The 24,577-nt window shown below is 38.3% G+C and carries 21 protein-coding genes; 19 read left to right on the top strand and 2 right to left on the bottom strand.

Annotated features, from left to right (window positions below; translation table 11 throughout):
• Positions 1-119 precede the first annotated feature (119 nt).
• From OZ002_RS03610 to OZ002_RS03545, 14 genes are all read left to right on the top strand, one after another.
• Positions 120-2,897 carry a sigma 54-interacting transcriptional regulator gene (locus OZ002_RS03610; protein WP_197322325.1) on the top strand — a complete coding sequence of 926 codons (2,778 nt, stop codon included), beginning with the start codon at positions 120-122 and terminating at the stop codon, positions 2,895-2,897.
• 80 nt (positions 2,898-2,977) lie between these two features.
• Positions 2,978-3,397: a PTS sugar transporter subunit IIA gene (locus OZ002_RS03605; RefSeq protein ID WP_002332149.1), complete on the top strand. Its 420-nt coding sequence runs from the start codon at positions 2,978-2,980 to the stop codon at positions 3,395-3,397.
• Between the two features lie 11 nt (positions 3,398-3,408).
• On the top strand, positions 3,409-3,879 hold the full coding sequence (locus OZ002_RS03600) for a PTS sugar transporter subunit IIB (protein ID WP_002287114.1): 471 nt from the start codon (positions 3,409-3,411) through the stop codon (positions 3,877-3,879).
• Between the two features lie 16 nt (positions 3,880-3,895).
• On the top strand, positions 3,896-4,675 hold the full coding sequence (locus OZ002_RS03595; protein ID WP_002287115.1) for a PTS mannose/fructose/sorbose/N-acetylgalactosamine transporter subunit IIC: 780 nt from the start codon (positions 3,896-3,898) through the stop codon (positions 4,673-4,675).
• A complete protein-coding gene (locus tag OZ002_RS03590) occupies positions 4,662-5,483 on the top strand; it encodes a PTS system mannose/fructose/sorbose family transporter subunit IID (RefSeq protein ID WP_002287116.1) in 822 nt (273 codons plus the stop codon). The genes OZ002_RS03595 and OZ002_RS03590 overlap by 14 nt, the downstream gene beginning before the upstream one ends.
• A 16-nt stretch (positions 5,484-5,499) precedes the next feature.
• On the top strand, positions 5,500-6,549 hold the full coding sequence (locus OZ002_RS03585; RefSeq protein ID WP_002307258.1) for an SIS domain-containing protein: 1,050 nt from the start codon (positions 5,500-5,502) through the stop codon (positions 6,547-6,549).
• Positions 6,550-6,561: 12 nt separating this feature from the next.
• The gene (locus OZ002_RS03580; protein ID WP_002332147.1) at positions 6,562-7,566 is read left to right on the top strand and encodes an SIS domain-containing protein; all 1,005 of its coding nucleotides are present in this window, start codon (positions 6,562-6,564) and stop codon (positions 7,564-7,566) included.
• Positions 7,567-8,198: 632 nt separating this feature from the next.
• Positions 8,199-9,218, top strand: a complete 1,020-nt coding sequence (locus tag OZ002_RS03575; protein ID WP_156249235.1) for an NAD(P)H-dependent glycerol-3-phosphate dehydrogenase — start codon at positions 8,199-8,201, stop codon at positions 9,216-9,218.
• A gap of 42 nt (positions 9,219-9,260) precedes the next feature.
• Positions 9,261-10,142 (top strand): UTP--glucose-1-phosphate uridylyltransferase GalU, encoded by an 882-nt coding sequence (gene galU / locus OZ002_RS03570; RefSeq protein ID WP_325082871.1) that lies wholly within the window; start codon positions 9,261-9,263, stop codon positions 10,140-10,142.
• 299 nt (positions 10,143-10,441) lie between these two features.
• Positions 10,442-10,819, top strand: coding sequence for a hypothetical protein (locus OZ002_RS03565; RefSeq protein WP_002298948.1), 378 nt, complete (start codon positions 10,442-10,444; stop codon positions 10,817-10,819).
• Between the two features lie 605 nt (positions 10,820-11,424).
• Entirely contained in the window at positions 11,425-12,039 is a 615-nt protein-coding gene (locus OZ002_RS03560; RefSeq protein ID WP_002287124.1) for an SIS domain-containing protein, read from the top strand.
• A gap of 773 nt (positions 12,040-12,812) precedes the next feature.
• Positions 12,813-14,552, top strand: coding sequence for a putative basic amino acid antiporter YfcC (gene yfcC, locus OZ002_RS03555; RefSeq protein ID WP_002294022.1), 1,740 nt, complete (start codon positions 12,813-12,815; stop codon positions 14,550-14,552).
• Between the two features lie 156 nt (positions 14,553-14,708).
• Positions 14,709-15,893, top strand: a complete 1,185-nt coding sequence (gene iadA / locus OZ002_RS03550) for a beta-aspartyl-peptidase (protein WP_002287126.1) — start codon at positions 14,709-14,711, stop codon at positions 15,891-15,893.
• Positions 15,894-16,003: 110 nt separating this feature from the next.
• Positions 16,004-16,207 (top strand): CsbD family protein, encoded by a 204-nt coding sequence (locus OZ002_RS03545; protein ID WP_002287127.1) that lies wholly within the window; start codon positions 16,004-16,006, stop codon positions 16,205-16,207.
• A 100-nt stretch (positions 16,208-16,307) separates the two neighbouring features.
• Here OZ002_RS03545 and OZ002_RS03540 read toward each other — a convergent pair whose 3' ends face one another.
• Positions 16,308-16,970 (bottom strand): ABC transporter ATP-binding protein, encoded by a 663-nt coding sequence (locus OZ002_RS03540; RefSeq protein WP_002298949.1) that lies wholly within the window; start codon positions 16,968-16,970, stop codon positions 16,308-16,310.
• 12 nt (positions 16,971-16,982) lie between these two features.
• Complete coding sequence (locus OZ002_RS03535) at positions 16,983-18,485, bottom strand: ABC transporter permease (RefSeq protein WP_156249233.1); 1,503 nt, start codon at positions 18,483-18,485, stop codon at positions 16,983-16,985.
• Positions 18,486-19,032: 547 nt separating this feature from the next.
• On the opposite strand from OZ002_RS03535, the gene OZ002_RS03530 reads away from it, so the two are divergent.
• The 5 genes from OZ002_RS03530 to OZ002_RS03510 all read left to right on the top strand — a co-directional run bounded on the left by OZ002_RS03530 (position 19,033) and on the right by OZ002_RS03510 (position 24,534).
• Complete coding sequence (locus OZ002_RS03530) at positions 19,033-20,712, top strand: ribonuclease J (RefSeq protein ID WP_002287130.1); 1,680 nt, start codon at positions 19,033-19,035, stop codon at positions 20,710-20,712.
• 127 nt (positions 20,713-20,839) lie between these two features.
• Positions 20,840-21,319, top strand: coding sequence for an aminoacyl-tRNA deacylase (locus tag OZ002_RS03525; protein WP_002307263.1), 480 nt, complete (start codon positions 20,840-20,842; stop codon positions 21,317-21,319).
• A gap of 218 nt (positions 21,320-21,537) precedes the next feature.
• Positions 21,538-22,218, top strand: a complete 681-nt coding sequence (locus OZ002_RS03520; RefSeq protein ID WP_002287133.1) for a metal-dependent hydrolase — start codon at positions 21,538-21,540, stop codon at positions 22,216-22,218.
• A gap of 7 nt (positions 22,219-22,225) precedes the next feature.
• Positions 22,226-23,557 (top strand): DRTGG domain-containing protein, encoded by a 1,332-nt coding sequence (locus OZ002_RS03515; protein ID WP_002287134.1) that lies wholly within the window; start codon positions 22,226-22,228, stop codon positions 23,555-23,557.
• Positions 23,558-23,571: 14 nt separating this feature from the next.
• Positions 23,572-24,534, top strand: coding sequence for a DHH family phosphoesterase (locus tag OZ002_RS03510; protein WP_002287135.1), 963 nt, complete (start codon positions 23,572-23,574; stop codon positions 24,532-24,534).
• Positions 24,535-24,577: the final 43 nt, after the last annotated feature.

The raw sequence follows: 24,577 nt of genomic DNA, 5'->3' as shown, positions 1-24,577 counted from the left end.
TTTTTAGAATAAAAATTATAAGGGATAAGTAGGCTGCTGTCTATAATAAGATATATTTTTCAATTCTTTATTAAAGATTTTATTGACAAAATGAATCCGTTTTCTATGATGGAGGAGGGGTGAATAAGTTGTTGAAGAAGGAAATTTTATGTTACTTAGAGAACCAGACAGCCTTTTTCGATTTAGAACATATGAACGAGGTCTTTACAGCACAAAGGTTAGCTGATCATTTTGGGGTAAAAAGAAACACAGTCAGTCATTATTTGAACCAGTTAAATGATGAGCAACTACTAGTCAAAATCAATTCTCGACCAGTGATTTATTTCCACAAAGAAGCTTTTGAAAAACAATTTTTTAAGTTACGCACGAATTTTTATTTTTCTATCGATGATCTCAAAGAGGAACAGCCTTTTTTCGCGCAACCAAAAGACTTATTCTCTTTTATGATCGGATACGACGCCAGTTTGAAAGAAAGTATCGAACAAATCAAAACAGCTCTTTACTATCCAGATGGCGGATTACCACTTTTGATTACAGGCGAAAGTGGCACAGGTAAAAGTTATTTAGTTAATTTGGTCTATCAGTATTGTCTGCTTCATGATCTGCTAGAAGATTCTGCACCATTCATCACTTTTAATTGTGCACAATATGCAGATAATCCTGAACTTTTGACTAGCAATTTGTTTGGACATGTTAAGGGAGCGTACACTGGTGCAGAAGAAAATAAAAAAGGGGCTTTTGAAGCAGCAGATGGTGGGATCTTGTTTTTAGACGAGGTACATCGCTTAACACCAGAAGGTCAGGAAAAACTGTTCACCTATCTTGATCAAGGTGTGATTTATCGTATGGGAGAACCTAATTTGTCACGCCGGATCAAAACACGTCTCTTTTTTGCTACGACTGAAGAGATTACTAGTCATTTCTTAACAACTTTCATTCGAAGAATACCTATCCGAATCGAACTACCTGCACTTAATCAGCGTAGTCGTAATGAACGGCTAGAACTGATTTACTCTTTTTTTCTCGAAGAACAAAGAAAAATGGGGAGCCCTTTGTCAGTCAGTGGACCAGCTTTGTCACTTTTAACAAGTCAGAAATTATCCGGAAACATAGGAGAGCTGAAAAATATCGTCAAAGTTTCAGCAGCAAAAGCATATGCTGAACAGCGTGAACAGCCTGAAATCCATGTCACGATCCATCATTTGCAAAAAGAGCTACTTGCGCAGCCTATTACTAAAAATACAGCACAGCAAGGAATCTATATTACGCAAGACCAGACCTTAGAGCAATTAATGGAGAAGCAACAGCCCGAACAGCAGCGAATCGTTAAAAGTTTTGAGCAAATCCTACTTGATTTCAAGAAAAATAACTGTCTGCTATATTCTTGCGAAGGAAAATTAAAGCAAGAAGTGATTCAATTATTTGATTTTTTGCTGTTTGAGACCAGTAGACAAGAAAAACACGAGCTGCTGGTTTATTGGACACAATCTATCCGAGAGACCTTTCGACAAATGGAAACTGCCTATCAAATCAAATTCGATGGAAACAGTGTCTATGCCTTGAGTTACTATCTCTATCAGCGAAGCACTATCAAATGGTTACCGGAAGAACATGATATTATCCAACTAATCAAAGAATTAGAACAACAAGTTTCTCAGTCTTATCCATCTAGTTATCACTATGTCCAACGAATTCTGGAATTAAGTAAGATCAAATTAGATATTGAAGACACAAGTATGGATCGGATTTTACTGACGATCTATCTAAAAAAAGCGAAATGGTCAAAAGAAAAACGACTGCCAAAAGCGATGATTGCTTCTCACGGTTATGCAACTGCTAGCAGTATGGCAAATGTAGTAAATCGTTTATTACAAGAGGATCTATTTGAATCATTTGATATGCCACTAGATGTCACACCACAGCAGATTGCTTCAGAAATCCTTGATTATTGCGAAAACAGCGATGTTTCAAATGGATTGATCATATTAGTAGACATGGGATCTCTGAAAGAAATCCATCAGTTTTTTAAAAAACAGTTATCCGTACCGCTTTTGATTTTGAATAATGTAACGACACCTTTAGCAATCACAGTAGGGGAATGCCTGCAAAAAAATGTATTATTAGAAGAGATAGCAGAAGAGACTGTTCGACAGATCCAGCCAGAATGGCGACTGCTCTATCCAGAGGAAAACAAACCCAAAGCACTCATTACTACTTGCTTCACTGGAATCGGTACGGCGGTCCACTTAAGTGAACTGCTAGAAAAAAGCTTACCTACGGCTTGTCAGTTGAAAATCATCCCATATGAATATCAGCAATTGAAAGATAAGAAAAACAGTGACCCATTATTTTCCATATACGAAGTCGTAGGAATGATTGGCACCACAGATCCTGATATCACCAATATTGACTATCTTTCATTAGAAGACCTCATCTCGGGGGAAAAGATGTCTGTACTAGCTGAATGGTTGGACACTACTATGAATGCTTCAGAGAAGGAAATATTCAATCAGCGCATCATTCGTAATTTTTCATTGGAAAAAGTACTGGATTCCGTGACTATTCTAGATACAGAGAAGGTGATGGGAGAAATCGATCATTTTATGAGAGAATTAGAGGTGCAGTTGAATCGAAGCATCAGCAATCCCAAAAAATTAGCGTTGTATGTCCATGTGAGCTGTCTCATTGAACGATTGATCCGACAAATGCCAATCGAAACCTATCAAGGATTAGAGAAATGGAAGCAGTGTCAAAAAGAAGGGTTATCTGCTATTAAATCTGCGTTTAGTGTCATTGAAGAGCATTATAGTGTCATGATCCCCAATTCTGAGATTGCCTATATCTATGATATTTTGAGTGAAGATACAGAGTTTCTCTCGATAGAAGAAGAATTTTGAACATAAGCAAGTTGTTGCCACTAATTTTGGCATGCAACTTGCTTTTTTAGTATGTGTAAGTGAAAAGAGGAGATGAAAAAGTGGATAGAGAAATTATTTTAGCTTCCCATGGAAAATTTGCTTCAGGGATATTAGATTCATTAGAGCTGATCTATGGGAAAAATCATTCTATTACTGTATTGGATTGCTATATTGATGAGAATTTTGATTTAGCGGAAACAGTAAGCCAGCTTTTTATGAGGTACAAAGATAAAGAAATCATTGTTCTGACGGATCTTTTTGGCGGAAGTGTCAACAACGAATTCTTACAATATATCAATCGGGATCATGTCTATCTCGTTGCCGGATTGAATTTGCCACTATTGATTGAGCTAGTATCTCGGTTGGACGCTGAAGTAGAGACAACTGTTTTGATCCAGCAGGTGCTAACTGATTCAAAAAAAATGATCCAGTTTTGTAACGAGCGGCTCAATCAGAAAATAGAAGAAGACGAATTTTAGGAGGAAGAAAAATGATTGTATTGACAAGAGTCGACCATCGGTTATTACACGGACAAGTAGCTTTTTCATGGACACAAACAATAGGCGCAGACTGTATTTTGATTGCTAATGATGATGTACCTACGAATGAGATACGAAAGACAACGATCAAATTAGCCAAGCCACAAGGAGTCAAACTAGTGATCAAATCAATTGATGACTCGATTGCCGCGTTGAAAAGCGGGGTGACAGATAAATATAAGTTATTCATCGTAGTGGAATCGATCGAGGATGCATATAAGCTGGCAGAAGCGTATCCAGAAATCAAAACCATCAACTTAGGAGGGATCAAGGCAAAACCTGGTACTCGCAGCATCGGAAAAGCGGTAAATATTTTACCAGAAGAGGAGGAACGCTTGAAACGATTAATTGACAAACAAATAGAAGTAGAAATCCGTCAAGTACCAGCAGATAAAAAAGTGGATGTAAGAGAAGTTTTGTAAGAAAGGAAGAATCTCAATGATTGTACAAGCAGTCTTATTAGGAATTGTTGCATTTGTCGCACAATCAGAATATGCACTAGGGACATCGTTGCTTTCTCGTCCGATTGTGACGGGGCTGTTTACAGGAATCGTGTTAGGTGATGTAAAAACTGGGATCATTATGGGCGCAACTTTAGAGTTAGCATTTATCGGATCGTTCTCAGTAGGTGCTTCGATTCCACCTGATGTTGTGACCGGTGGGATTTTAGGGACGGCTTTTGCTATTACAGCTGGAGCCGGTACAGAAACCGCGCTTTTACTAGGTTTGCCGATTGCTACGTTGACATTGATATTGAAAAATATTTACTTAGGGCTTTTGATTCCAATTATGAACCATAAAGCAGACAATTATGCAGAAGAAGGAAATTATAAAGGAGTCGAGCATATGCACTTGCTTGCCGGTATCGGTCTTTCCTTGATGCTTGGTGTTGTGGTAATGGTTTCTTATATGGTGGGAAGCAATACGATCGGAAATCTATTAAATATGATTCCTGACTTCGTTCAAAAGGGGTTGTCAGTAGCTACAGGGTTGATTCCAGCTCTTGGTTTTGCGATGCTTGCTCGTTTGCTGATCAACAAACAAGTTGCACCATATTTTTTCTTAGGTTTTGCTATAGCTTCTTACTTAGAGATTCCTGTGACCGGAGTAGCTATTTTTGGTGCGATTTTAGCAGTTGTGGTAGTCAATATTATGAATGTCCGTCAACTACCACTTCAAACAACTGCAGGGGAGGTAGAAGAAGATGAAGAATTCTGAGATCAAAAACAGCAAAATAACGAAAAAAGAGCTAAATCACGTATTTTGGCGTTCTTTTCAAATGGAGTTTTCTTGGAATTATGAACGTCAGATGAATATGGCTTATGTTTATGCAATGATTCCGATTTTGAAAAAGTTATATCAGTCGAAAGAAGAAATGGCAGCAGCTTTGAAACGGCATCTAGAGTTTTTTAACACGACCCCACATATCGTTACACTGATTTTAGGAATCACGGCTGCAATGGAGGAAGAAAATAAGGATGATCCTGAATTTGATGTGACTGCGATCGATAGTATCAAAACATCTTTGATGGGACCTCTTGCAGGGTTAGGAGATTCTTTCTTTTGGGGAACTTTGCGATTGATTGCCACAGGTGTGGGTACCTCTTTAGCCATGCAAGGAAATATTTTAGGCCCTATCTTGTTCATTTTGATTTTCAATATTCCGCACATTCTGTTTCGCTATCTAGCAACAGGTTGGGGATATCGCTTAGGAACGGGTTTTTTGAAAAAGATCCAGGCAAACGGTATGATGGAAAGTTTGACATTAGGCGCGTCTATTATTGGACTGATGGTCGTTGGAGCAATGACTGCCACGATGATCACCATCAATATTCCTTTAAAAATCGGTTCAGGAGAAAATGCTGTGACTGTTCAAAGTATTTTTGATGATATCGTTCCAAATATCTTATGTCTTGGAGCATTTGGCATAGTGTTTTATCTATTGAAGAAAGAAGTGAAACCATTAACGATCTTGATCGGACTAGCTTTCTTTGGAATTTTTGGTTCGTGGATAGGGATTTTTTAAAAAAGGAGCAGAGAAAATGTTTACGATGCAAGATTATATCTATGAAGAAAAGGAAGTACTAAGTACGATCTTGAAAAAGAATGATTTTTCGACAAGAGAACATATGAAAAAAACAGTGAATTTACTGATCTTAGCAACGGGTTCATCTTATAACGCTTGTTTAGCAGCGAAGCCAGCATTGGAATCTTATGGTGATCTTACTGTCGATATTCAAGAACCTTTTTATTTTTTCCATTATGGAAAACTTTCTCCTTCAATCGATACTGTGATTGCTGTGTCACAAAGCGGGAAAAGTGCTTCTACTGTTGAAGCAGTAAAAATGATACAAAAACAAGGGTTACCTGTTGTTGCTATCACAAATGACGTGCAAAGTCCACTTGCTTTAGAAGCTGCACAAATTATTGATTTAGGTGCCGGGGTAGAATCAGTAGGCTTCGTTACAAAAGGCTATTCTGCGACTGTTTTACAGTTACTACTCTTAGGGATAGGAATTGGAATAAGTAAAAATAAAATCAGCAAAAAAATAGAACAAGACTACATGCAACAGTTGCGCAAAATAATCAACCATTTACCAGCGATTATTCAAAAAACGGAAGAATTTTTTGATGGATATCAAAGTTTATTTCGTTTAGCACAGCGTTTCGTCACCATTGGATATGGTCCAAACTGGGGAACAGCTAAAGAAGCAGAGACGAAATTGACTGAAACAATCCGCGTTCCGTCACAAGGATTTGAGTTAGAAGCTTATATGCACGGCCCATACCTGGAGGCAGATACTTCGCATTTGCTATTCTTTATTGAAGGGGAAAGTGTAAATAAGGAACGTTCGCAAAAGTTGCAAAGATATATGAGTCGGTACGTTGGAGAGACTCTCACCATTACCACAAAAAAAGCAAGAAACGAGAAAACACTTGGATTAGCAATAGAATGTGATGAATATCTGTCTGTATTAGCGCTTGTCGTTCCGTTTCAACTATTCGCTTATAAAACCGCAGTAGCTAAAGGTATTGACTTGAACAAAAAGATTTTTGAAGACTTTGATACAGTCTTGAAAAGTAAATTATAAGAGGTGGAAATCATGCTGAAATTCAATGAAGAAGAACAAATCAAAGCAATAAAAGGCGCACTAGCTTTACGTCCGCAAGTAGAAGAAATCATCGATAAACTTTATGCGGAAAAATTTGACGCTGTCTATTATCTAGGAATCGGTGGAACGTATGCTTCCTCGATGCAAGCTGTCACTTATATGAATGGGAAAAGCAACTTGCCTGTCTTTGTACAGCATGCTGCAGAATATTACACTACTGGAAACAAAAGATTAACAAAAGATTCTATCGTTGTCGTGTCCTCTGTTACTGGGACAACCCAAGAAGTAGTGAAAGCAGTAGAAGAAATCAAGAAAGTAGGAGCGACACTGATTGGATTTATCGATAAAGCGGAGAGTAAGTTGTCTCAACTATGCGATTTTGTGGTTACTTATCCAGCTCCCGGAACAGAACAAATCAAATTTTTTATGGTAGCAGATCGATTGATGTATTTGCATGGGGAATTCGAAGATTACTCAGAGTACTATGAACAGCTCGAACATTATTTGCCAACAGGGTTAGTTGAAGCAGAGAAAAAAGCAGATGCATTTGGCTTATCATTTGCAGAAAAGCATCGACGTGATAGCATGCATTATTTTATCGGAGCAGGGAATCAATGGGGAGCTGTTTATTCATATGCCATGTGTTACTGGGAAGAACAAAGCTGGCTCCCATCGAAATCTATCCATGCTGCCGAGTTTCTTCACGGGACGTTAGAGATCGTTGAAGAAACGACCCCAGTCACTTTATTTTTAGGCGAAGATGAACAGAGAGTGTTATCTGAACGTGTAGCTAAACTTTTGCCAAAAATTTGTAGTAATTATACATTGATAGATACAAAAGACTATCCAGTAGAAGGTATCAGCGAAAAATATCGCGGACGTGTTTTGTCTTTCTTATTGATGCATGTAGTGACACAACGCATCGATGCTCATGTGGAGCAGTTGAACTGCCATCCATTAGAGATACGCCGCTACTATCGTCAGTTTGATTATTAGGATAGACTGGATAAAAAGAATATAAAAAATAAAGAGAGCAGCGATAACTGCTCCCTTTATTTTTTTAAAATATTGGCATCAATTACGTTATAAAACACATTTTTTGCATTATCTACAGTTCAACTTATAATCTGTTTAATGGGACATGTGGGTGCCAACCATTTTTTGTTATGCAATAGTACTATTTTGTTGTTGCATGGATCCGTAGTAAAAGTCCAAGTACAACGAGTTGCGCCAGTTTACATAGCGTTTTGTATCCAGAATGTTGACTAAAACAAAAGTTCCTATGTCAACCGTCAACAGAGACAATCTGTCCGTTGCAGGACCTGACAGATTTAGAAATGTTCAATCTGTCTCTTATGTATTTTAAATCAATACTCACTAGGAGAAGTTTCCTAACCTCCTAATAGTAATGCTGGTAGTAACATTGTCAAAACTGCTTCCTCTTAGGAACAAGCAAAGCATAACGAGTGTAAAAATAAAATGTAGACTATTGTAACATATCATTGATTATTTCAAGTAAAAACGATAAAAGAAGTAAACAAACACTTAAAAACAATGGAAATTAGTCCCAACTTTAAGAAATGTATACTATAATGGAAATTATCAATTATTTATTTGGAGGAATATCCATGAAACAAAAAATCGCAGTTCTGGGTCCTGGATCTTGGGGCACTGCTTTAGCACAAACATTGGCAGAAAACGGGCATGATGTCCGTATTTGGGGAAATGTACCTGAACAGATTGATGAAATCAATAAGTATCATACAAATCAGCATTTTTTACCTGATTTGACGATCCCAGAATCGATTATCGGATATAAAGAATTGGCAGAAGCAGTGGATAACGCAGATGCTATTTTATTTGTTGTTCCAACAAAAGCGATTCGTTCAGTCGCACAGGAACTTATTGGTAAAATGAATACTAAGCCAATCATTATACATGCAAGTAAAGGACTAGAACAAGATACGCATAAACGAATCTCAGAAGTTTTGGCTGAAGAAATTCCAGAAGAAAAAAGACAGGCAATTGTTGTATTATCTGGTCCTAGCCATGCTGAGGAAGTGGCAGTACATGATATCACAACAATTACAGCTGCAAGTATTGATCAAAAAGCAGCAGCCTATGTACAAAAACTGTTCATGAATGATTATTTCAGGATTTATACAAATAATGACGTGATTGGCGTAGAAACTGGTGCAGCACTGAAAAATATCATTGCAATTGGTGCCGGCGCTATCCATGGATTAGGATTCGGAGATGATGCAAAAGCAGCAATCATGACTCGAGGATTGGCAGAAATCAGCCGTCTTGGTGTCGCGATGGGTGCCAATCCTCTGACATTTATCGGTTTGAGTGGTGTGGGGGACTTGATCGTTACTTGTACAAGTGTTCATTCTCGCAATTGGCGTGCCGGTAACTTGTTAGGACAGGGACATAAGCTGGAAGAAGTTCTAGAAAACATGGGAATGGTCGTTGAGGGTGTGGCAACGACAAAAGCAGCAGTAGAGCTAGCTCAACAGCTAGGTGTTGAGATGCCAATTACTCAAACAATCTATAATGTTTTGTATAATGAAGAAGATATCAAAAAAGCAGCAAAAGAAATCATGTTACGTGACGGAAAAATGGAGAATGAATTTTCTCTTCGTTAAATAGATGATCAATAGTTAATCGTCGTTTAGGAGGAACAGCAAGTGAAGGTCAAAAAAGCAGTCATTCCTGCCGCTGGGCTAGGAACACGTTTTTTGCCGGCAACAAAAGCCATGGCAAAAGAAATGCTTCCAATCGTGGATAAACCAACGATCCAGTTTATTGTGGAAGAAGCATTGGATTCGGGAATCGAAGATATCTTGATCGTAACGGGAAAAGAAAAAAGACCCATTGAAGATCACTTTGATGCAAATATCGAATTGGAAAACAATTTGCGGGAAAAGGAAAAAACAGAATTACTCGCTTTAGTTGAAGAAACGACTCAAGTCAATCTTCACTTCATCCGTCAATCTCATCCAAGAGGACTGGGGGATGCCGTGCTTCAAGCAAAAGCATTTATAGGAAATGAACCGTTTGTCGTCATGCTGGGGGATGATTTGATGAAAGATGATATCCCATTGACTCAACAATTGATGATGGATTATGAAGAAACACAAGCTTCCGCTGTTGCCGTCATGCGTGTACCAGAAAATGAAACATCTAAATACGGAATTATTGATCCTAAAACAGATAGCGAAAAGGGTCGTTGCAGAGTAAAAGGGTTTGTAGAAAAACCTGAAATGGGAAAAGCACCAAGTAATTTAGCCATTATCGGACGTTATCTACTGACTCCTAAAATATTTGAGATATTAGAAACTCAAGAACCAGGAGCAGGAAACGAGATACAGCTAACGGATGCACTTCAGACTCTTAACCAGACAGAGGCGGTCTATGCGAGAGAGTTTAAAGGAAAAAGATACGACGTAGGCGATAAGTTAGGATATATGAAGACAAATATTGAATATGGACTTCAACATTCGGAAATTGGGGCTTCATTAAGTGCATATATTATCCAGTTGAGTAAAAAGCTAAGAACAGAAAGTTAACTGGAAATAAGTGGCCTGCTGAGAATGAAAGGCTATTTGTTATTAAAGCGGCAGCTTGTGCGTCATTTGCGCAACTGTCGTTTTAGTTTTTTGACTCTAGATCAGTTGAGTCGTGGAAAACGAAAGATAGAAAAAGACTTTCGTGAATAGATTCAGAAAATATTCTGCTAATGGTTTAATTTTTTTTTAAGTTGTATAAAAGAAAATGATTACATAAGAGAAATGAAAGCCAAGCCAGAAGATTCATAGTAGAATAAAAAGGCGAATTTTTTAATTATAAAAAAAGGTGTGTGTTCACTATGGGAAAATTAGTCGCTGTTGCACAGTCGCTGCTTGATATACTCAAGTGGCTGATGGAAGGAAGCAATTGGATATTTGTGTTGCCACTATTGCTTATTAGTCTATTTATCATGTTTCGCATGGTCAGAAAAAAAGAAACGTTTCTGATTTTTATCTGGTATGCAGCATCCGTTGCGGTTGCTACCTTGATGGTTGAATTGGCGTTAGGTAGTTGGGAAGCTTGCGTATTTGCTTTATTTTTTGCTGTACTGTATCTAATCATTTATATCCCATATATGAAAAGAAAGTCTCGGATAGGCAGAAAAGGTAGACATACAACTACTTTTTCTAGTACAGATTCTCTCGAACAAAGTAGAAGAACGAGAAGAAGACGGTAATATTCAGTAGGTATACGCAAAAAAAGATAAAATAATGGATAAACTATTGAGATGAGAGATTTATTTAATTGGTGGAAAAAAGTTTTTTTCACTTATATAAAAGAATCTTTTTTAAAGGAATGCTTGTTGTATCGGGATAAGCCATTCCTTTTTTTATGTTATTTATATATATATAAATCATACCAATGTTTTTTTGTATTTTCGTGCTTGCACTTGGATAAGAGATTACTTACAATAAATTCAGATAGAAACAGCTGAATAAAAAAAGGCTCCCTGACCCTTAGTTGGCGCTAAGAATCAGGGAATGACCAGTCACACACATACACCCTGACCGATCATTTTGCCATAGTCAATGCAGTGCATCGACCTAATTTATTGTACCTAATCTAGGGTGAAAATTCTACCCCTATGTAGATATTTTCCATGGTCTGCACGTTGTTTTATTTGCTATGTCAAGGTATTGGGCGTATTCGTTCAATGCCTTTTTTGTGTTTGAAACAGCAAAGACCACATGTGTTACTGTCTAACTACTGTTTTTTTATGTACTTCCTTAGATTAGGCAGCTGTTTCTATTCATGTCAAGTATAGCTAGGCGGGAGAGATAAATGAGTTTATGTTATTTTGACTATTATCACCAATTGGAAGAAAAATTAAGGATAGAAGAGCCGCTGATGCTTCAAGCTGGCACTTGGATCGCGAAACAAATTAATCAAGGTGGTAGATTGCAGATATATGCTAGCCGCACACTAAGTGGTGTAGCTTTTGAATTTTGGGATCAAACCCCGGATCTTGTACCAAGTATATTGATTGAAAATCCAGCCGGAGGTGTCTATGAAACGCTAGAAGGTGCAGGACAGGCAATTATTGATCAGCTTTCTGTCAAATCAGAAGACATTTTTCTTCTTCTTTCGAATGAAGGAAGAAACCCGGCAATCATCGAACTAGCTCAGTGGATCAAAGAAAATGGTCATCCATTAATCATTGTTACTGGATTTGATTTGTCACGAAGTATCAAATCGCAACATAGCAGTGGTTTGCGATTATTTGAATTTGCTGATTTGGTTTTGGACAACCACGCCAATTTACATGATGCAGTCTTGACTTTGCCAAATCTAGATCCAGCGATCTGCGGAACAGCCTCTCTTGCAACGATCTTTTTGCTGCAGCAAGTTTTGTATTTTACAGCAAAACAGCTAGTCCAGGACACAAGTGGAAAATAGTTATCCACATGTTGACAAAGTTCCTTGAAAAAATAATGTTCCACATAAAAATGGAGCGTTTGAAAAAAAGAAAACGATTATTAATGAGGATTAACAACGACTACTTTTTTTGTTTTAGTTATTTTAAGATGGATCATCTTTGATTTTAAGCTTGTTTTGTTTAAAGTTTGTTATTTTTATAAGTTGTTTCACAGTTATGAGAAATGAGTTATAAGAATATGTAGTGTCAGAAAAATAAAAAGTAGTGGAAAAAGAGACAAGAAAGAATCCATATGGATTCTTTCTTGTCTCTTAATACACGTTGATGAAAGAGTCTTCCCCAAAACTCTTTACAAAGTAATTATAGTACATTTGTTATCATTATTGCAATGAAGTTTACCTGATATAACAAAATTGTCCAACAGGATACCTTTTTCTAATAGAAAGAAAATACACAAAAATTGAAGGATAGATAATGGATATTTATAAGTGTTTATTATTTTTTTTTGCAATGAAATTCAATTTTTCAATGATTGTAAAATGAAAAAAACAGGACGAGATTTTCTCTAATCTAAAAATAAAAAAAGAATTTTAAGGAAAAACAGAGAAATAAAATACTTAATATAAATGGAAAGAGAAAAAAATAATCATACATAGGAGAAAAAAAGCAAAATAGAAAAAAGTGATTTTCTAATAAATTATTCATGTGGAAATGTCATTTTTACTGTATAATTCATTTGATTATCCATTTTTTATTCATCAAAATTACTGAAAAAAGAAAGGAAGAAATAAATTTGAAGAAAACAAATTCTTCAGGAAAACCGAAACGCGACTTCACTAAATTATCGACACCGCATACGTATGTCATTATTTTTGGTGTAGTCATCTTTGCATGGATACTGACTTTTGTCGTTCCAGCAGGAAAGTTCAGCACGCAAGATATTGAATACAAAGATGCAAATGGCGAAACAAGTACTCGTACTGTTTTACGTCAAGATTCCTTCCGTTATGCTTACGAGCTGGATAAGTCGTATGTGTTTGATCAATTAGAAGAACTGCAAGATCATCCAGCAGAACGTGAAAAACTGGATGTTCCGGAAAAAGGATTGGAAAAAGTCATTGCTGACGGAGAAAAAAATCTTACTCAGGAAAAGCTAGATGAAATCTCCTTGACAGATGATGTGCTTTACGATCAGTACGGCGAAAATATCTATGATACTTCTAAAAAATTGCATAAAACAGCCAAAATATGGGGAACAGATGATTTTGGCGGCTTTGGTTTCTTAAATTTTGTTTTTGAAGGACTAGTATCTGGAGATAAGTATGGATCTGCTGTAGGGATCGCTGCATTGATCCTTGTTGTTGGAGGTGCTTTTGGTATTATTATGCGTACCGGAGCGATCGACGCAGGTATCTATGCGTTTATCAGTAAAACTAAGGGACTGGAGCGTTTAGCTTTACCGCTATTATTCTTTGCTTTTTCATTCGGTGGCGCTACATTCGGGATGGCAGAAGAGGTAATTCCATTCTCAATGGTGATGGTTCCATTTGTCATTGCGTTAGGATATGACTCGATCGTAGCAGTAACCGTGACTTATGTCGCATCTCAAGTCGGAAATGCGACCTCTTGGATGAGCCCGTTTAGCGTAGCGGTGGCTCAAGGGATTGCTGGAATCCCCGTGTTGTCTGGTGCGACATTCCGATTGATTATGTGGGTAGTTGTTACTGCATTAGCCGCTGGTTATATGATGATATATGCAGAAAAAATCCGTAAAAAACCAGAAAGTTCGTTGACTTACAAATCAGATGATTATTTCCGTTCTCATATCAAAAAGACATCTGATGAAAATAAAAAATTCATGCTTGGGCATAAACTGATCTTATTAGAGATGTTAGTTGTCCTTGTCTGGATCGTTTGGGGCGTGACTCAAAAAGGCTATTACATTCCAGAAATCGCTTCTCAATTCTTTGTGATGGGATTAGTTGCTGGAATCATTGCTGTTCTTTTCAAATTAGATGGAATGAAAGTCAATGACATCGCTTCTTCTTTCCAATCTGGTGCAGCTGATTTAGCTGGTACAGCAATCGTAGTAGGTATGGCCAAAGGGATTCTTCTTGTCTTGGGAGGATCTGATGCATCTGTTCCTTCAGCTTTGAATACGATTTTGCATGGGATCGGGACGGCGTTGACCGGTGTTCCAGCTGTCATTGGTGCTTGGGCGATGTACATCTTCCAAAGTTTGTTCAACTTGGTTGTTACATCAAATTCAGGACAAGCAGCTTTGACTATGCCAATCATGGCTCCACTGGCAGATTTAGTAGGTGTATCCAGACAAGTAGCAGTTCTTGCTTATCAGCTTGGTTCAGGTTTTATGGACGCTTTTACACCAGTATCAGCCAGCTTGATTGGTGTGCTAGGTGTTGCACGGATCGAATGGGCAAAATGGGCAAGATTCCAAATCAAGATGCAAGGATTCCTGTTTGTTTTAGGAACTATTTTCATCATGATTGCCATTGCAATAGGTCTGCAGTAGTACTGGAGACCTGTAAATAAAAAAGTAATCCAAACAGTAGATAAGGACTCCAAGAACCGTCATTTTACGGTAAAATCAAAGGAGTAAAGATTCTATCGTTTGGATTATTTTTTAAGATCCTATCATCAGTTATACTTAAAGAAAGAGGAAAAATGTATGAAAATCATTCGACAAATTGAAGTGTTTGCACCAGATTACTTAGGAAAAATGGATGTACTGATTGCCGGTGGGAAGATTTTGGCTGTAGAAGAACAGCTAGAAGGCGGCTACGAAGGAGTGGAAGTAGAAGAACTTTCAGGTGAGGGAAAAGTACTAACCCCGGGTTTCATTGACTGTCATTTCCATATTTTAGGTGGAGGAGGAGAAGGCGGTTATCAAAATCGAACGCCAGAAGTCACATTGAGCCAATTGACTACAGCTGGTGTAACGACAGTTGTCGGTTGTTTGGGAACAGACGGAGAAGGTAGAGATATGACTGCGTTGATCAGCAAAGCGAAAGGTCTGGAAGCAGAAGGAATCTCCACTTATGTATACGAAGGTTCGTACCGATTGCCGGTAAAAACAGTAACAGATTCTATCATCAAAGACTTTTTGACAATTGATAAAATTATCGGAATCGGAGAAATCGCAGTATCCGATCACCGTTCTTCTCAGCCAAGTTTTGAAGAGTTCGCTCGTGCAGTAGCAGATGCTCGTGTAGGAGGCATGTTATCCGGAAAAGCTGGGATCATCAATGTCCACTTAGGCGGAGGAAAAAGAAAGCTAGAGCTATTGACACGAATCGTAGAAGAAACAGAAATTCCGATCACACAATTTTTGCCTACTCATGCAAATCGCACACCAGAATTATTTGAAGCTTGCGTGGCATTTGCCAAACGTGGTGGCACGATTGACTTCACTGCTAGCGAAGATCCTGATTTTTGGGAGAAGACAGATGGTGAAGTTCGCTTCAGCAAAGCACTGAAACGATTGATCGAGGAAGATGTTTCTTTAGATAATTTCACGATGACCTCAGATGGACAAGGAAGCTTGCCTTATTTTGATGAAAACAATCATTTCCTAGGGTTAGGAGTAGGAAGTGCCAAGGCATTGCTAGTAGGGATCAAAGAAGCTGTGCAAAAAGAAAGTATCCCTTTGGAAATCGCCTTACGAGCTATAACCAGTAATCCAGCACGTATATTGAAATTGGATAAAAAAGGAAAAATCGAAATTGGTGCTGATGCAGATCTGTGTATCTTGGATAAAGAAACGCTTGATATTGATACAGTTATCGCTAAAGGAGAAATAATGGTCCAAGAAAAAGAAGTCAAAGTATGGGGGACTTTCGAAAAAAGTTTTTAATCAACAGCTCTAACTATCTTTTTTAGAAAACGAGCGTTCTGTTTGTCTGTATCTGTTGTTGATGTTACCCTGAAGGTAGATCAATAAACAAACTAAGAGGAGGAAGCACAATGGCAGATTTAAAAGGACGTTCTAAAGATATGAAAGATAAAGTAGTCGGTGAAGGAAAAGAAGCATACGGCAAAGCAACAGACGACAAGAGCAAAGAAACAGAAGGGAAAGCACAATCACTAGGTGCTGACATCAAAGAAAAAGCTCGAAATTTAGGCGACGAAGTCAAAGACAAGTTTTCTCGAAAAGACGAAAAAAAATAAAAACCACTTATTACTAATTGAATCAAGCAAATAAAAAATCCGAACCATATCTGTCTCGCAGATATGGTTCGGATTTTTTATTTGATCATTATCCTGTTTTTTAAACTTCGATTTTTTGAAATTTTTTATTTTTTAGTTCAAAGACTTCATCACAGCTTTTTGCTACTTCAATCTCATGAGTCACGATGATAATACAGCGATTTTGTTCATGGGCGATTTCTTGGAAAAGTTTGACGATATCTTGTGAAGTTGTTTCATCTAGATTTCCAGTAGGCTCATCCGCTACGATTAGTTGATGTTCGCAGCAGATAGCACGAACGATAGCGACTCGCTGCTGCTGACCTCCCGAAAGTTTGGTCACCTGTTTTTTTGCTAATATTTCATCAATTCCTACACGAGCCAGTCGATCTAAAGCAACTTGTCGATAATTCTCTTGCTTGGTCTTAGTGATTTCCATTGCTGCTATGACGTTGTCTAGAGCCGATAAATAAGGAAGCAAGTTGTAAGCTTGGAAAATAATCGAGACATCATTTTTACGATAACTTCTTAACCCGATTTTGTTCAGTGAACGATCTTGATAGTATACCTTTCCTTCTTTTGGTGTATCTAGTCCAGAAATAAGCGAAAGAAAAGTCGTTTTTCCAGAACCACTTGCTCCTAAAATAGCGTACATTTTTCCAGCTTCGAAATTCAGTTCTACATCTTTGTAAAGCGCATCTTGCGGATCTTGATACCAAAATCCCAATTGTTCTGTCCGTAACATCAAATTCCTCCTTTAGTTTAATAGGATTTTTCTTGGGTTTAATCTTAATATCCCTATAGAAGCTAAAAAGACAGAAAACAGACTGATTCCAAATGCTACTCCGGCTAATAGTCCCAATTGTGCAGGTTTGACATTGATTTCCAATTCGCTGACTTGATCAGAAACAGCAAATGGATTATTCGTGGTTCCTTGTTGACCACCGCGTTGACCGCCTTGTTCTTGTCTGTTACCTGGCATTTGTCCACCGCCAGGAGCTTGTTGGTTTTGTGTCGTGGTTTCTGTCTGTTGGTCAAGTAGCTGCTGTCCCACGGCATTCGCGACGACGTTTCCGCTAAGCGAAGCAACTCCTAATGCAAGAATCATACAAATAGCCACTTCGGTAAACAATTGGAGAATGATTTTACTTCTGGATTCTCCTAAAGATAGCAGGACGCCTAACTCATGCCGACGCTCCCGAATGGTAATCATAATGATCAGAGTAAGTATGATAGTACCGGCTACAGCCACTAGTAAAACAACATTTTTAGAAAAACTTGCCACGTTGTTTAAAGGTTCCAACATTGACTGATACATGGAATCATTTGATTGTAAGCTAAATGTATCTGTGTCGATCAGCTTCTCAGCTTCTTTGAGAAACTCATCCATTTTATCTGGATCAGATAGAGTGTAAACAGCAGAATCTATCGTGTTATCGTCAGATGTCCCATTTAGTTCATTTGCAAAAGTGTAAGAAGTGTAAAGTGTATTCGACGGATTCATGAAGTTGAATTTCGTACCCATACTGCTGCTTGTTTCGCTGGATTCATAAATTCCTTTGATCGTCATTTCATAAGTGGTATCTTCATCTTCAGTACTCGTGATTGTGAAAGTATCTCCGACTGCCAGGTCATTTGTTTCTGCTAGAGTAGAATCAATGACTACATTGTTTGTGCCTTTGTCGCTGTCATCTATTCCTTCACCATCCGTGATTTTTGCTGTTCCATCAGAAAAATTACTATTTTGTGCAGTTGCTGACACACCACTGATTTGAAAGTCTGCTTGAGTCATTTGCGGATTCCCGCCCATTCCTCCGGCAGGTTCACCGCCTGCATCGGTAGTTTCTGAACTGTCTTCACTTGAATCAGAACTAGTGATGGCAGTTATTCCATCTTTTGCCATAGCTGAGGCGGAACTTTCAAAGGAATAACTCTTTACATTATCTAATTCAGCTATTTTTTCCGCGTCCGTTAAGGAAACTGGTGTAAGAGAAAAACTGCCTGGATCTGGACGTTCTTCAGTGGTAGAACCGCTTGAAGAAGTTTGTTCCTGTTTTTTAAATGAAGCTTCTCGATTGGCACTTAAAGTCACTGTTGCTCCAACTTCTTTTTGTGCTTGATTCGCTGCTTCTTCTGCAGCGCTTCGAATCGTAAGGCCAGCTAGCACAAAAATAAGAATGGCTGTGAACACGGCAAACAATAACAATGAACGTCCCCATTTTACTTTTGTACTTTTCCATGCACGTTTCATAAAATTCATATTTTGCATCCCTCCTAGTAGATGCATTTGATAATAGATAACCTATCTTAAAGCTAGCTTAAATCTTATGCTGTTTGCACACCATCAACATGAGGTTCTGTATATATCAAAAGTCACTATAGTTATTGCAAAAAATGTGGTAAAATGAAAAAAGTATGTTTCAAACCGACGAAGAAGAAATGAAAGAGGAATAGCAAAAGAAATCCTAGATGCTACAGAGGGATTTTTACGTGCATAGTTGTTCTAACAATTGCTGATACTAGCGATTTAGTTTATTTGTTGTATAATAATGGGGAACAGCTGAATACTTATATAAGTATTCTGGCTATAGCGTTTCGCAAAAGATCCATTTTGTTAAAGAAGTATATCCAAAATAAAATGCCCATCCAACTGTCAGAACGCGGATGTGATGGTAATTTTCCTGCTGATTCTCCATAAGTTGAGAAATAGTAATTTTGCATATGCTTCATTGGAATGGCTCATATATTTAGATAAAGAAGAAAATCGACATCTTTAAACTTGGATGTCATAAGAAGAGGTGAAGTTTGTGAGTACCATTAAAATTATCCCATTAGGCGGCGTTCGTGAAAATGGAAAAAACATGTATGTCGCAGAAGTGGGCGAGGATATTTTTATTTTAGATTGTGGGCTAAAATATCCTGAAAATGAGTTGTTGGGGATCGACGTCGTAATCCCTGATTTTACGTATTTAGAAGAAAACATTGATCGTGTAGCTGGTGTCTTTTTAACACATGGGCACGCAGATGCGATCGGGGCGCTTCCTTACTTGTTGTCGAAAATTTCTGTACCAGTATTTGGAACGGAGTTGACGATCGAGTTAGCAAAATTGAATGTCAGTCGTAACGAAGCAGCCAAAGGATTTAAGGATTTCCATGTGGTAGATGAGCATACAGAAATCGACTTTGGTGAAACAGTAGTGAGCTTTTTCCGTACCACTCACACGATACCAGATTCAGTGGGGATCAATCTGAAAACAAAAGAAGGTAGTATCGTTTACACGGGAGATTTTAAATTTGATCAAACGGCTATCCCAATGTATCAAACAGATTATGCACGATTGGCGGAAATCGGCAAAGAAGGAGTCTTAGCCTTACTAAGTGAATCGGCAAATGCAGAAAATCCTCAGCCTGTAGCTTCTGAAGCCCAAATAGCAGATGAAGTATTTGATACGATCAAATATTGGGAAGGGCGTATCATCGTCGCTTGTGTAGCAAGTAATTTGCAACGAGTGCAACAAGTATTGGATGCAGCAGAAAAAGCACAACGAAAAGTTGTCTTGACTGGTCAAGATTTCGAACGAATTATTCGCACAGCGATGCGTTTAGAAAAACTTCAATTACCAAGTGAAGATCTGCTTGTTACGTTGAAAGACATGAAAAACTATGATCCAGAAGAACTGATCATTTTAGAAACTGGCCGAATGGGTGAACCCATCAAGTCTCTGCAAAAAATGGCAAACGGTACACACCGTAATGTCAAGATTGAAGAAGGAGATTTGGTTTATATCACTACTACGCCAAGCATCGCGATGGAAACCATCGTGGCGAAAACGGAAGATATCATTTATCGAGCTGGTGGAACAGTGAAGTTGATCTCTGAGAATATGCGCGTTTCTGGCCATGCCAATCCTAATGACTTGCAATTAATGATCAATTTGATGAAACCAACATATTTTGTGCCAGTTCAAGGAGAGTATCGTGAATTAGCTGCTCATGCAGATTTGGCTCATGCAGTAGGGATGCCATACAAAAATATCTATATTACTGGACGCGGAGACGTGCTGGAATATAAGAACAAGCGTATGAGTGTTGCAGGAACTACAAGTGCAGAAAATGTAATGATTGATGGATTAGGCATAGGTGATATCGGAAACATTGTTTTACGTGATCGAAAAATCTTGTCAGAAGACGGGATTTTCGTAGCGGTTGTCACTATCAGTCGGCGAGAAAAGAAAATCATTTCAAAACCTCAAATTACTTCACGGGGATTCGTTTACGTAAAAGCTAGCCGTGATCTGATGAAAGAAAGCAGCAATATGATTGAAACAATCGTTGAGAAACATTTAGAAAGTAATGATTTTGAGTGGAGCAAATTAAAGCAAGACATCCGAGATCAATTAGGCCGTTACTTATTTGAACAAACAAAACGCCGCCCAGTGATCTTGCCAGTCATTATGGAAGCTACTCAACGTCGAAATAAAAAATAAACAAAAAGAGTAAGATGAACCTCTCTATAGAGTGCTCGTCTTGCTCTTTTTTTTGCGAAAAACAAATAATTTTTGAATACAGCATCCCTCGCTTTATAATAAACGATAGAATAAAGGGAGTGAATCAATGATGAGTCAAACAAAAGTCGAACGTTATTTAGAAGAACAAAAGATCAGCTATCAACCACTTGATTTTAGTCATGTGGTAGAAGAATCTTTCACAGAAGAACTACAAAAAAGAGGGATTGATCCAGCTTTGATATGTAAAACTCTCGTAGTGAAAGGAAACAAAACTGGGGTGATCATCGCATTGATTCCTTTGAACGATCACTTAGATTACAAAAAAACGAGACAAGTGACGAAAGATCGTAAAGTTGGTTTTCCTGGAATGGATTTTGTATTAATGCATACAGGATATCCCCACGGAGCAAACACCCCTATTGGAATAAAACTCGCACATCCTGATTATTGTTTTTTAGCAGACAGTTCTTTAAAAGAAAAAGAAGAAGTAATTGTGTCAAGCGGTGAAATCGGGAGAAGCCTTCGGATAAAAGCAGCCGATTTAGAAAAGATCGTCCATCCTATTTACGCTGATTTAATTAGTTAAGGGACGAGAAGAGAGGCTAAGCAGAGCAGAGACCTCAAACTTGAGATTATATCTGCTTGGTACTTGGTGCATCCTGTATTATCTGTTACAATTGCTTTGTACATACTGTACTATCAATCCAATGAAAATATATTTAGCAGCTATATTTTTTCATTGATGTGCAAGTGATGAAATCGTTTTTAATAAAAAAGATACAGAGAAAACGCGAGGTGTAAAATATGAAAATTACGTATCATGGACATTCCTGTTTAACAATTGAAATGGAAAATGGCCAACGCGTGATGATTGACCCGTTTATTACAGGAAATCCATTGACAGACTTAACTGCAGAAGAAGTAAAGACAGATTGGTTGCTGATTACTCATGGTCATAGTGACCACATAGGAGATATGATTCCTATTGCAAAAGAAAATCAAGCCACAATTATCAGTATTGTTGAGATTGCTGATTATGCGAACAGCAGAGGAGTAGATTCATTCGGTATGAATATCGGTGGAAAACATGCGTTTCCATTCGGCGTGGTAAAATTCGTACATGCACAGCATAGCTCAAGCTATGAAGTAGACGGTATCGTTCAGTATATGGGCGAGCCTAGCGGAATTATTATTCAAGCAGAAGGAAAAACGATTTATCATGCAGGGGATACTGCTTATTTCAGTGATCTAGGATTGCTTGCAGAAGAATTCGATATTGATGTCGCTTTCTTGCCGATTGGCGATAACTATACGATGGGGCCAGAAGATGCAGCAAAGGCTGCGCAAACAATTCGTGCCAAGAAAGTAGTTCCAATCCATTACAATACTTTCCCTGTCATTGAACAAGATCCCGAATCTTTTGTAGAGTTACTGGAAGATAGTGAAGGAAAAATAATGAGCGTCTCGGAAACGCTGGAAGTGTAGGCAGAAAATGGCGACAAAACATGATTTGATTTTAGAATATATTGAAAGTTTACCTGTTGGCAATCGAATTTCTGTAAGAAGCATCGCAAAAGAATTGAATGTCAGTGAAGGAACAGCGTACCGTGCAATCAAAGATGCAGAAAATGTCGGACTAGTTTCAACAATTCAACGAGTAGGGACCATCCGTATCGAACGCAAATTAAAAAAACATATTGAACGTTTGACATTTGGCGAGGTCGTCAGGATCATTGAAGGGGACGTTTTAGGCGGGGCGGCAGGATTAGACAAGGTCTTGAATAAATTCGTCATCGGCGCGATGACTAAACATGCCATGGAACGCTATATTACGCCAGGATCACTAATGATCGTCGGCAACCGGGCGGAAGTCCAAAAATTAGCATTGGAAGATGGCGCCGCAGTATTGATCACAGGAGGATTCAATACGACTGCTGAGATTGCAAAGCTAGCTGATGATCTTGAAATGCCGATCTTACGCACCTCTTATGATACATTTACAGTCGCAACCATGATCAACCGAGCGTTAAGCGACCAATTGATCAAAAAAGATATCATGCTTGTCAGTGATATCTATATGCCAGCTGAAAAGACTCATTATTTGCAGCAGACAGATACGATTTCTGATTATCAGCGTTTGTCAGAAGAAACGCAGCATTCGCGTTTTCCAGTCGTCAACCGCCATCATCGTTTGATGGGGATTGTTACGGCAAAAGATGTTTTAGGGAAATCGCCAAACCAGATCATCGATCGGGTGATGACGAAAGAACCAATCAGTGTAAAGAAAACAATGAGTATTGCCTCTGTTAGCCATCAAATGATCTGGGATGGGCTAGAAGTCATGCCGGTCGTTTCCGATGACTTGACATTGGAAGGCTTGATTACCCGGCAAGATGTAATGAAAGCGATGCAGCTTGTCCAGCGACAACCGCAGATTGCAGATACGATTTCGGATCAGATATCTGGAAATATCCATACGATTGATACTGACCGTGAAGGAAATCGTTTGGAAAACCCTAAGTTCAAATTCGTAGTAGCACCACAAATGGTCAATGGCGTTGGAACCATTTCTTTTGGCGTACTTAGCGAAATCATTTCTGATGTCGCACAAAAAACAATGGTGATGAACCAAAAACGAAATATCTTGATTGAACAAGTGAACCTACATTATTTGCGGCTGATCCAATTGGAAAGCGAATTAGACATTCGTCCACGTGTATTGGAAATCGGCAGACGTTCCGCTAAACTGGATATCGAAGTGTTTATTGAAAACACCATCGTTTCCAAAGCAATCGTTGTTTGTCAAGTAATGGAACGTTCTTAGAAAGCAGGAGTGAAATGACAGTACAGCAAGAAATAGTAGATACAATAAAAAAATACGATAAAATCATTATCCACAGGCATTTGCGCCCTGATCCTGATGCATTAGGATCACAAGTAGGATTAGCCGAACTATTACGGGAAAGTTTCCCAGAAAAAGAAATACGTCAAGTAGGTGAAACGATTGAAGGGCTTCGCTTTTTAGCAGAAATGCAAGAAGTTGAAGATGTCTTCTACCAAGGAGCGCTAGTCATCGTGACTGATACAGCTAATTCACCCAGAATCAGTGATCAAAGATATCAGTTGGCAGAAAAACTGATCAAAATCGACCATCATCCCAATGATGACCCTTATGGAGATCTTGTGTGGGTAAATACAAAAGCAAGTAGCTGTAGTGAGATGATTGCAGAATTTGCTTTGATGTTTCCTGAATCTTTAAAGATGAACGTTAAGGCTGCACGGTTACTTTATGCAGGAATCGTCGGAGATACAGGGCGCTTTTTGTATCCCTCCACGACGTCCCGTACATTAGAGATTGCTTCGATATTGAGAAATTATCCATTTGATGCAAGTGCTTTGAACAGAGAGATTGAACAAATGCCGATGAAAGTCGCTAAACTTTCCGGTTATCTTTATCAAAATATCCAGGTGGATGAAAATGGTGCAGGAAGAATAATCCTTCCGCAAGAAATTCTTGATAAATATGGAATCGATGATTCAGAGACAGCTTCGATCGTTTCACTTCCTGGAGTGATTGACGAAGTGCTGGCTTGGGGGATTTTTGTTCAGCAGCCTTCAGGGTATTACCGCGTACGTTTACGTTCTAAGGGGCCGATCATCAATGAATTGGCTAAACGCCATCATGGAGGAGGCCATCCATTAGCAAGTGGTGCGAATGCAAAAGATTTAGCAGAAGTAGAGGAAATCTATAAAGAGATCCAAGATATATGCCAATCGTATAAGAGCAGAAAAACAGAATGATACTTCGTTCGAAAACGTGCCTTTTGTAGTAAAAATCACAAAT

This window comes from Enterococcus sp. E4-150, assembly GCF_035726465.1.
Classification (GTDB): Bacteria; Bacillota; Bacilli; order Lactobacillales; family Enterococcaceae; genus Enterococcus_B; species Enterococcus_B faecium.
The sequence above is the reverse complement of the archived record's forward strand: the minus strand, read 5'-3'. Positions and strand labels throughout refer to the sequence as shown.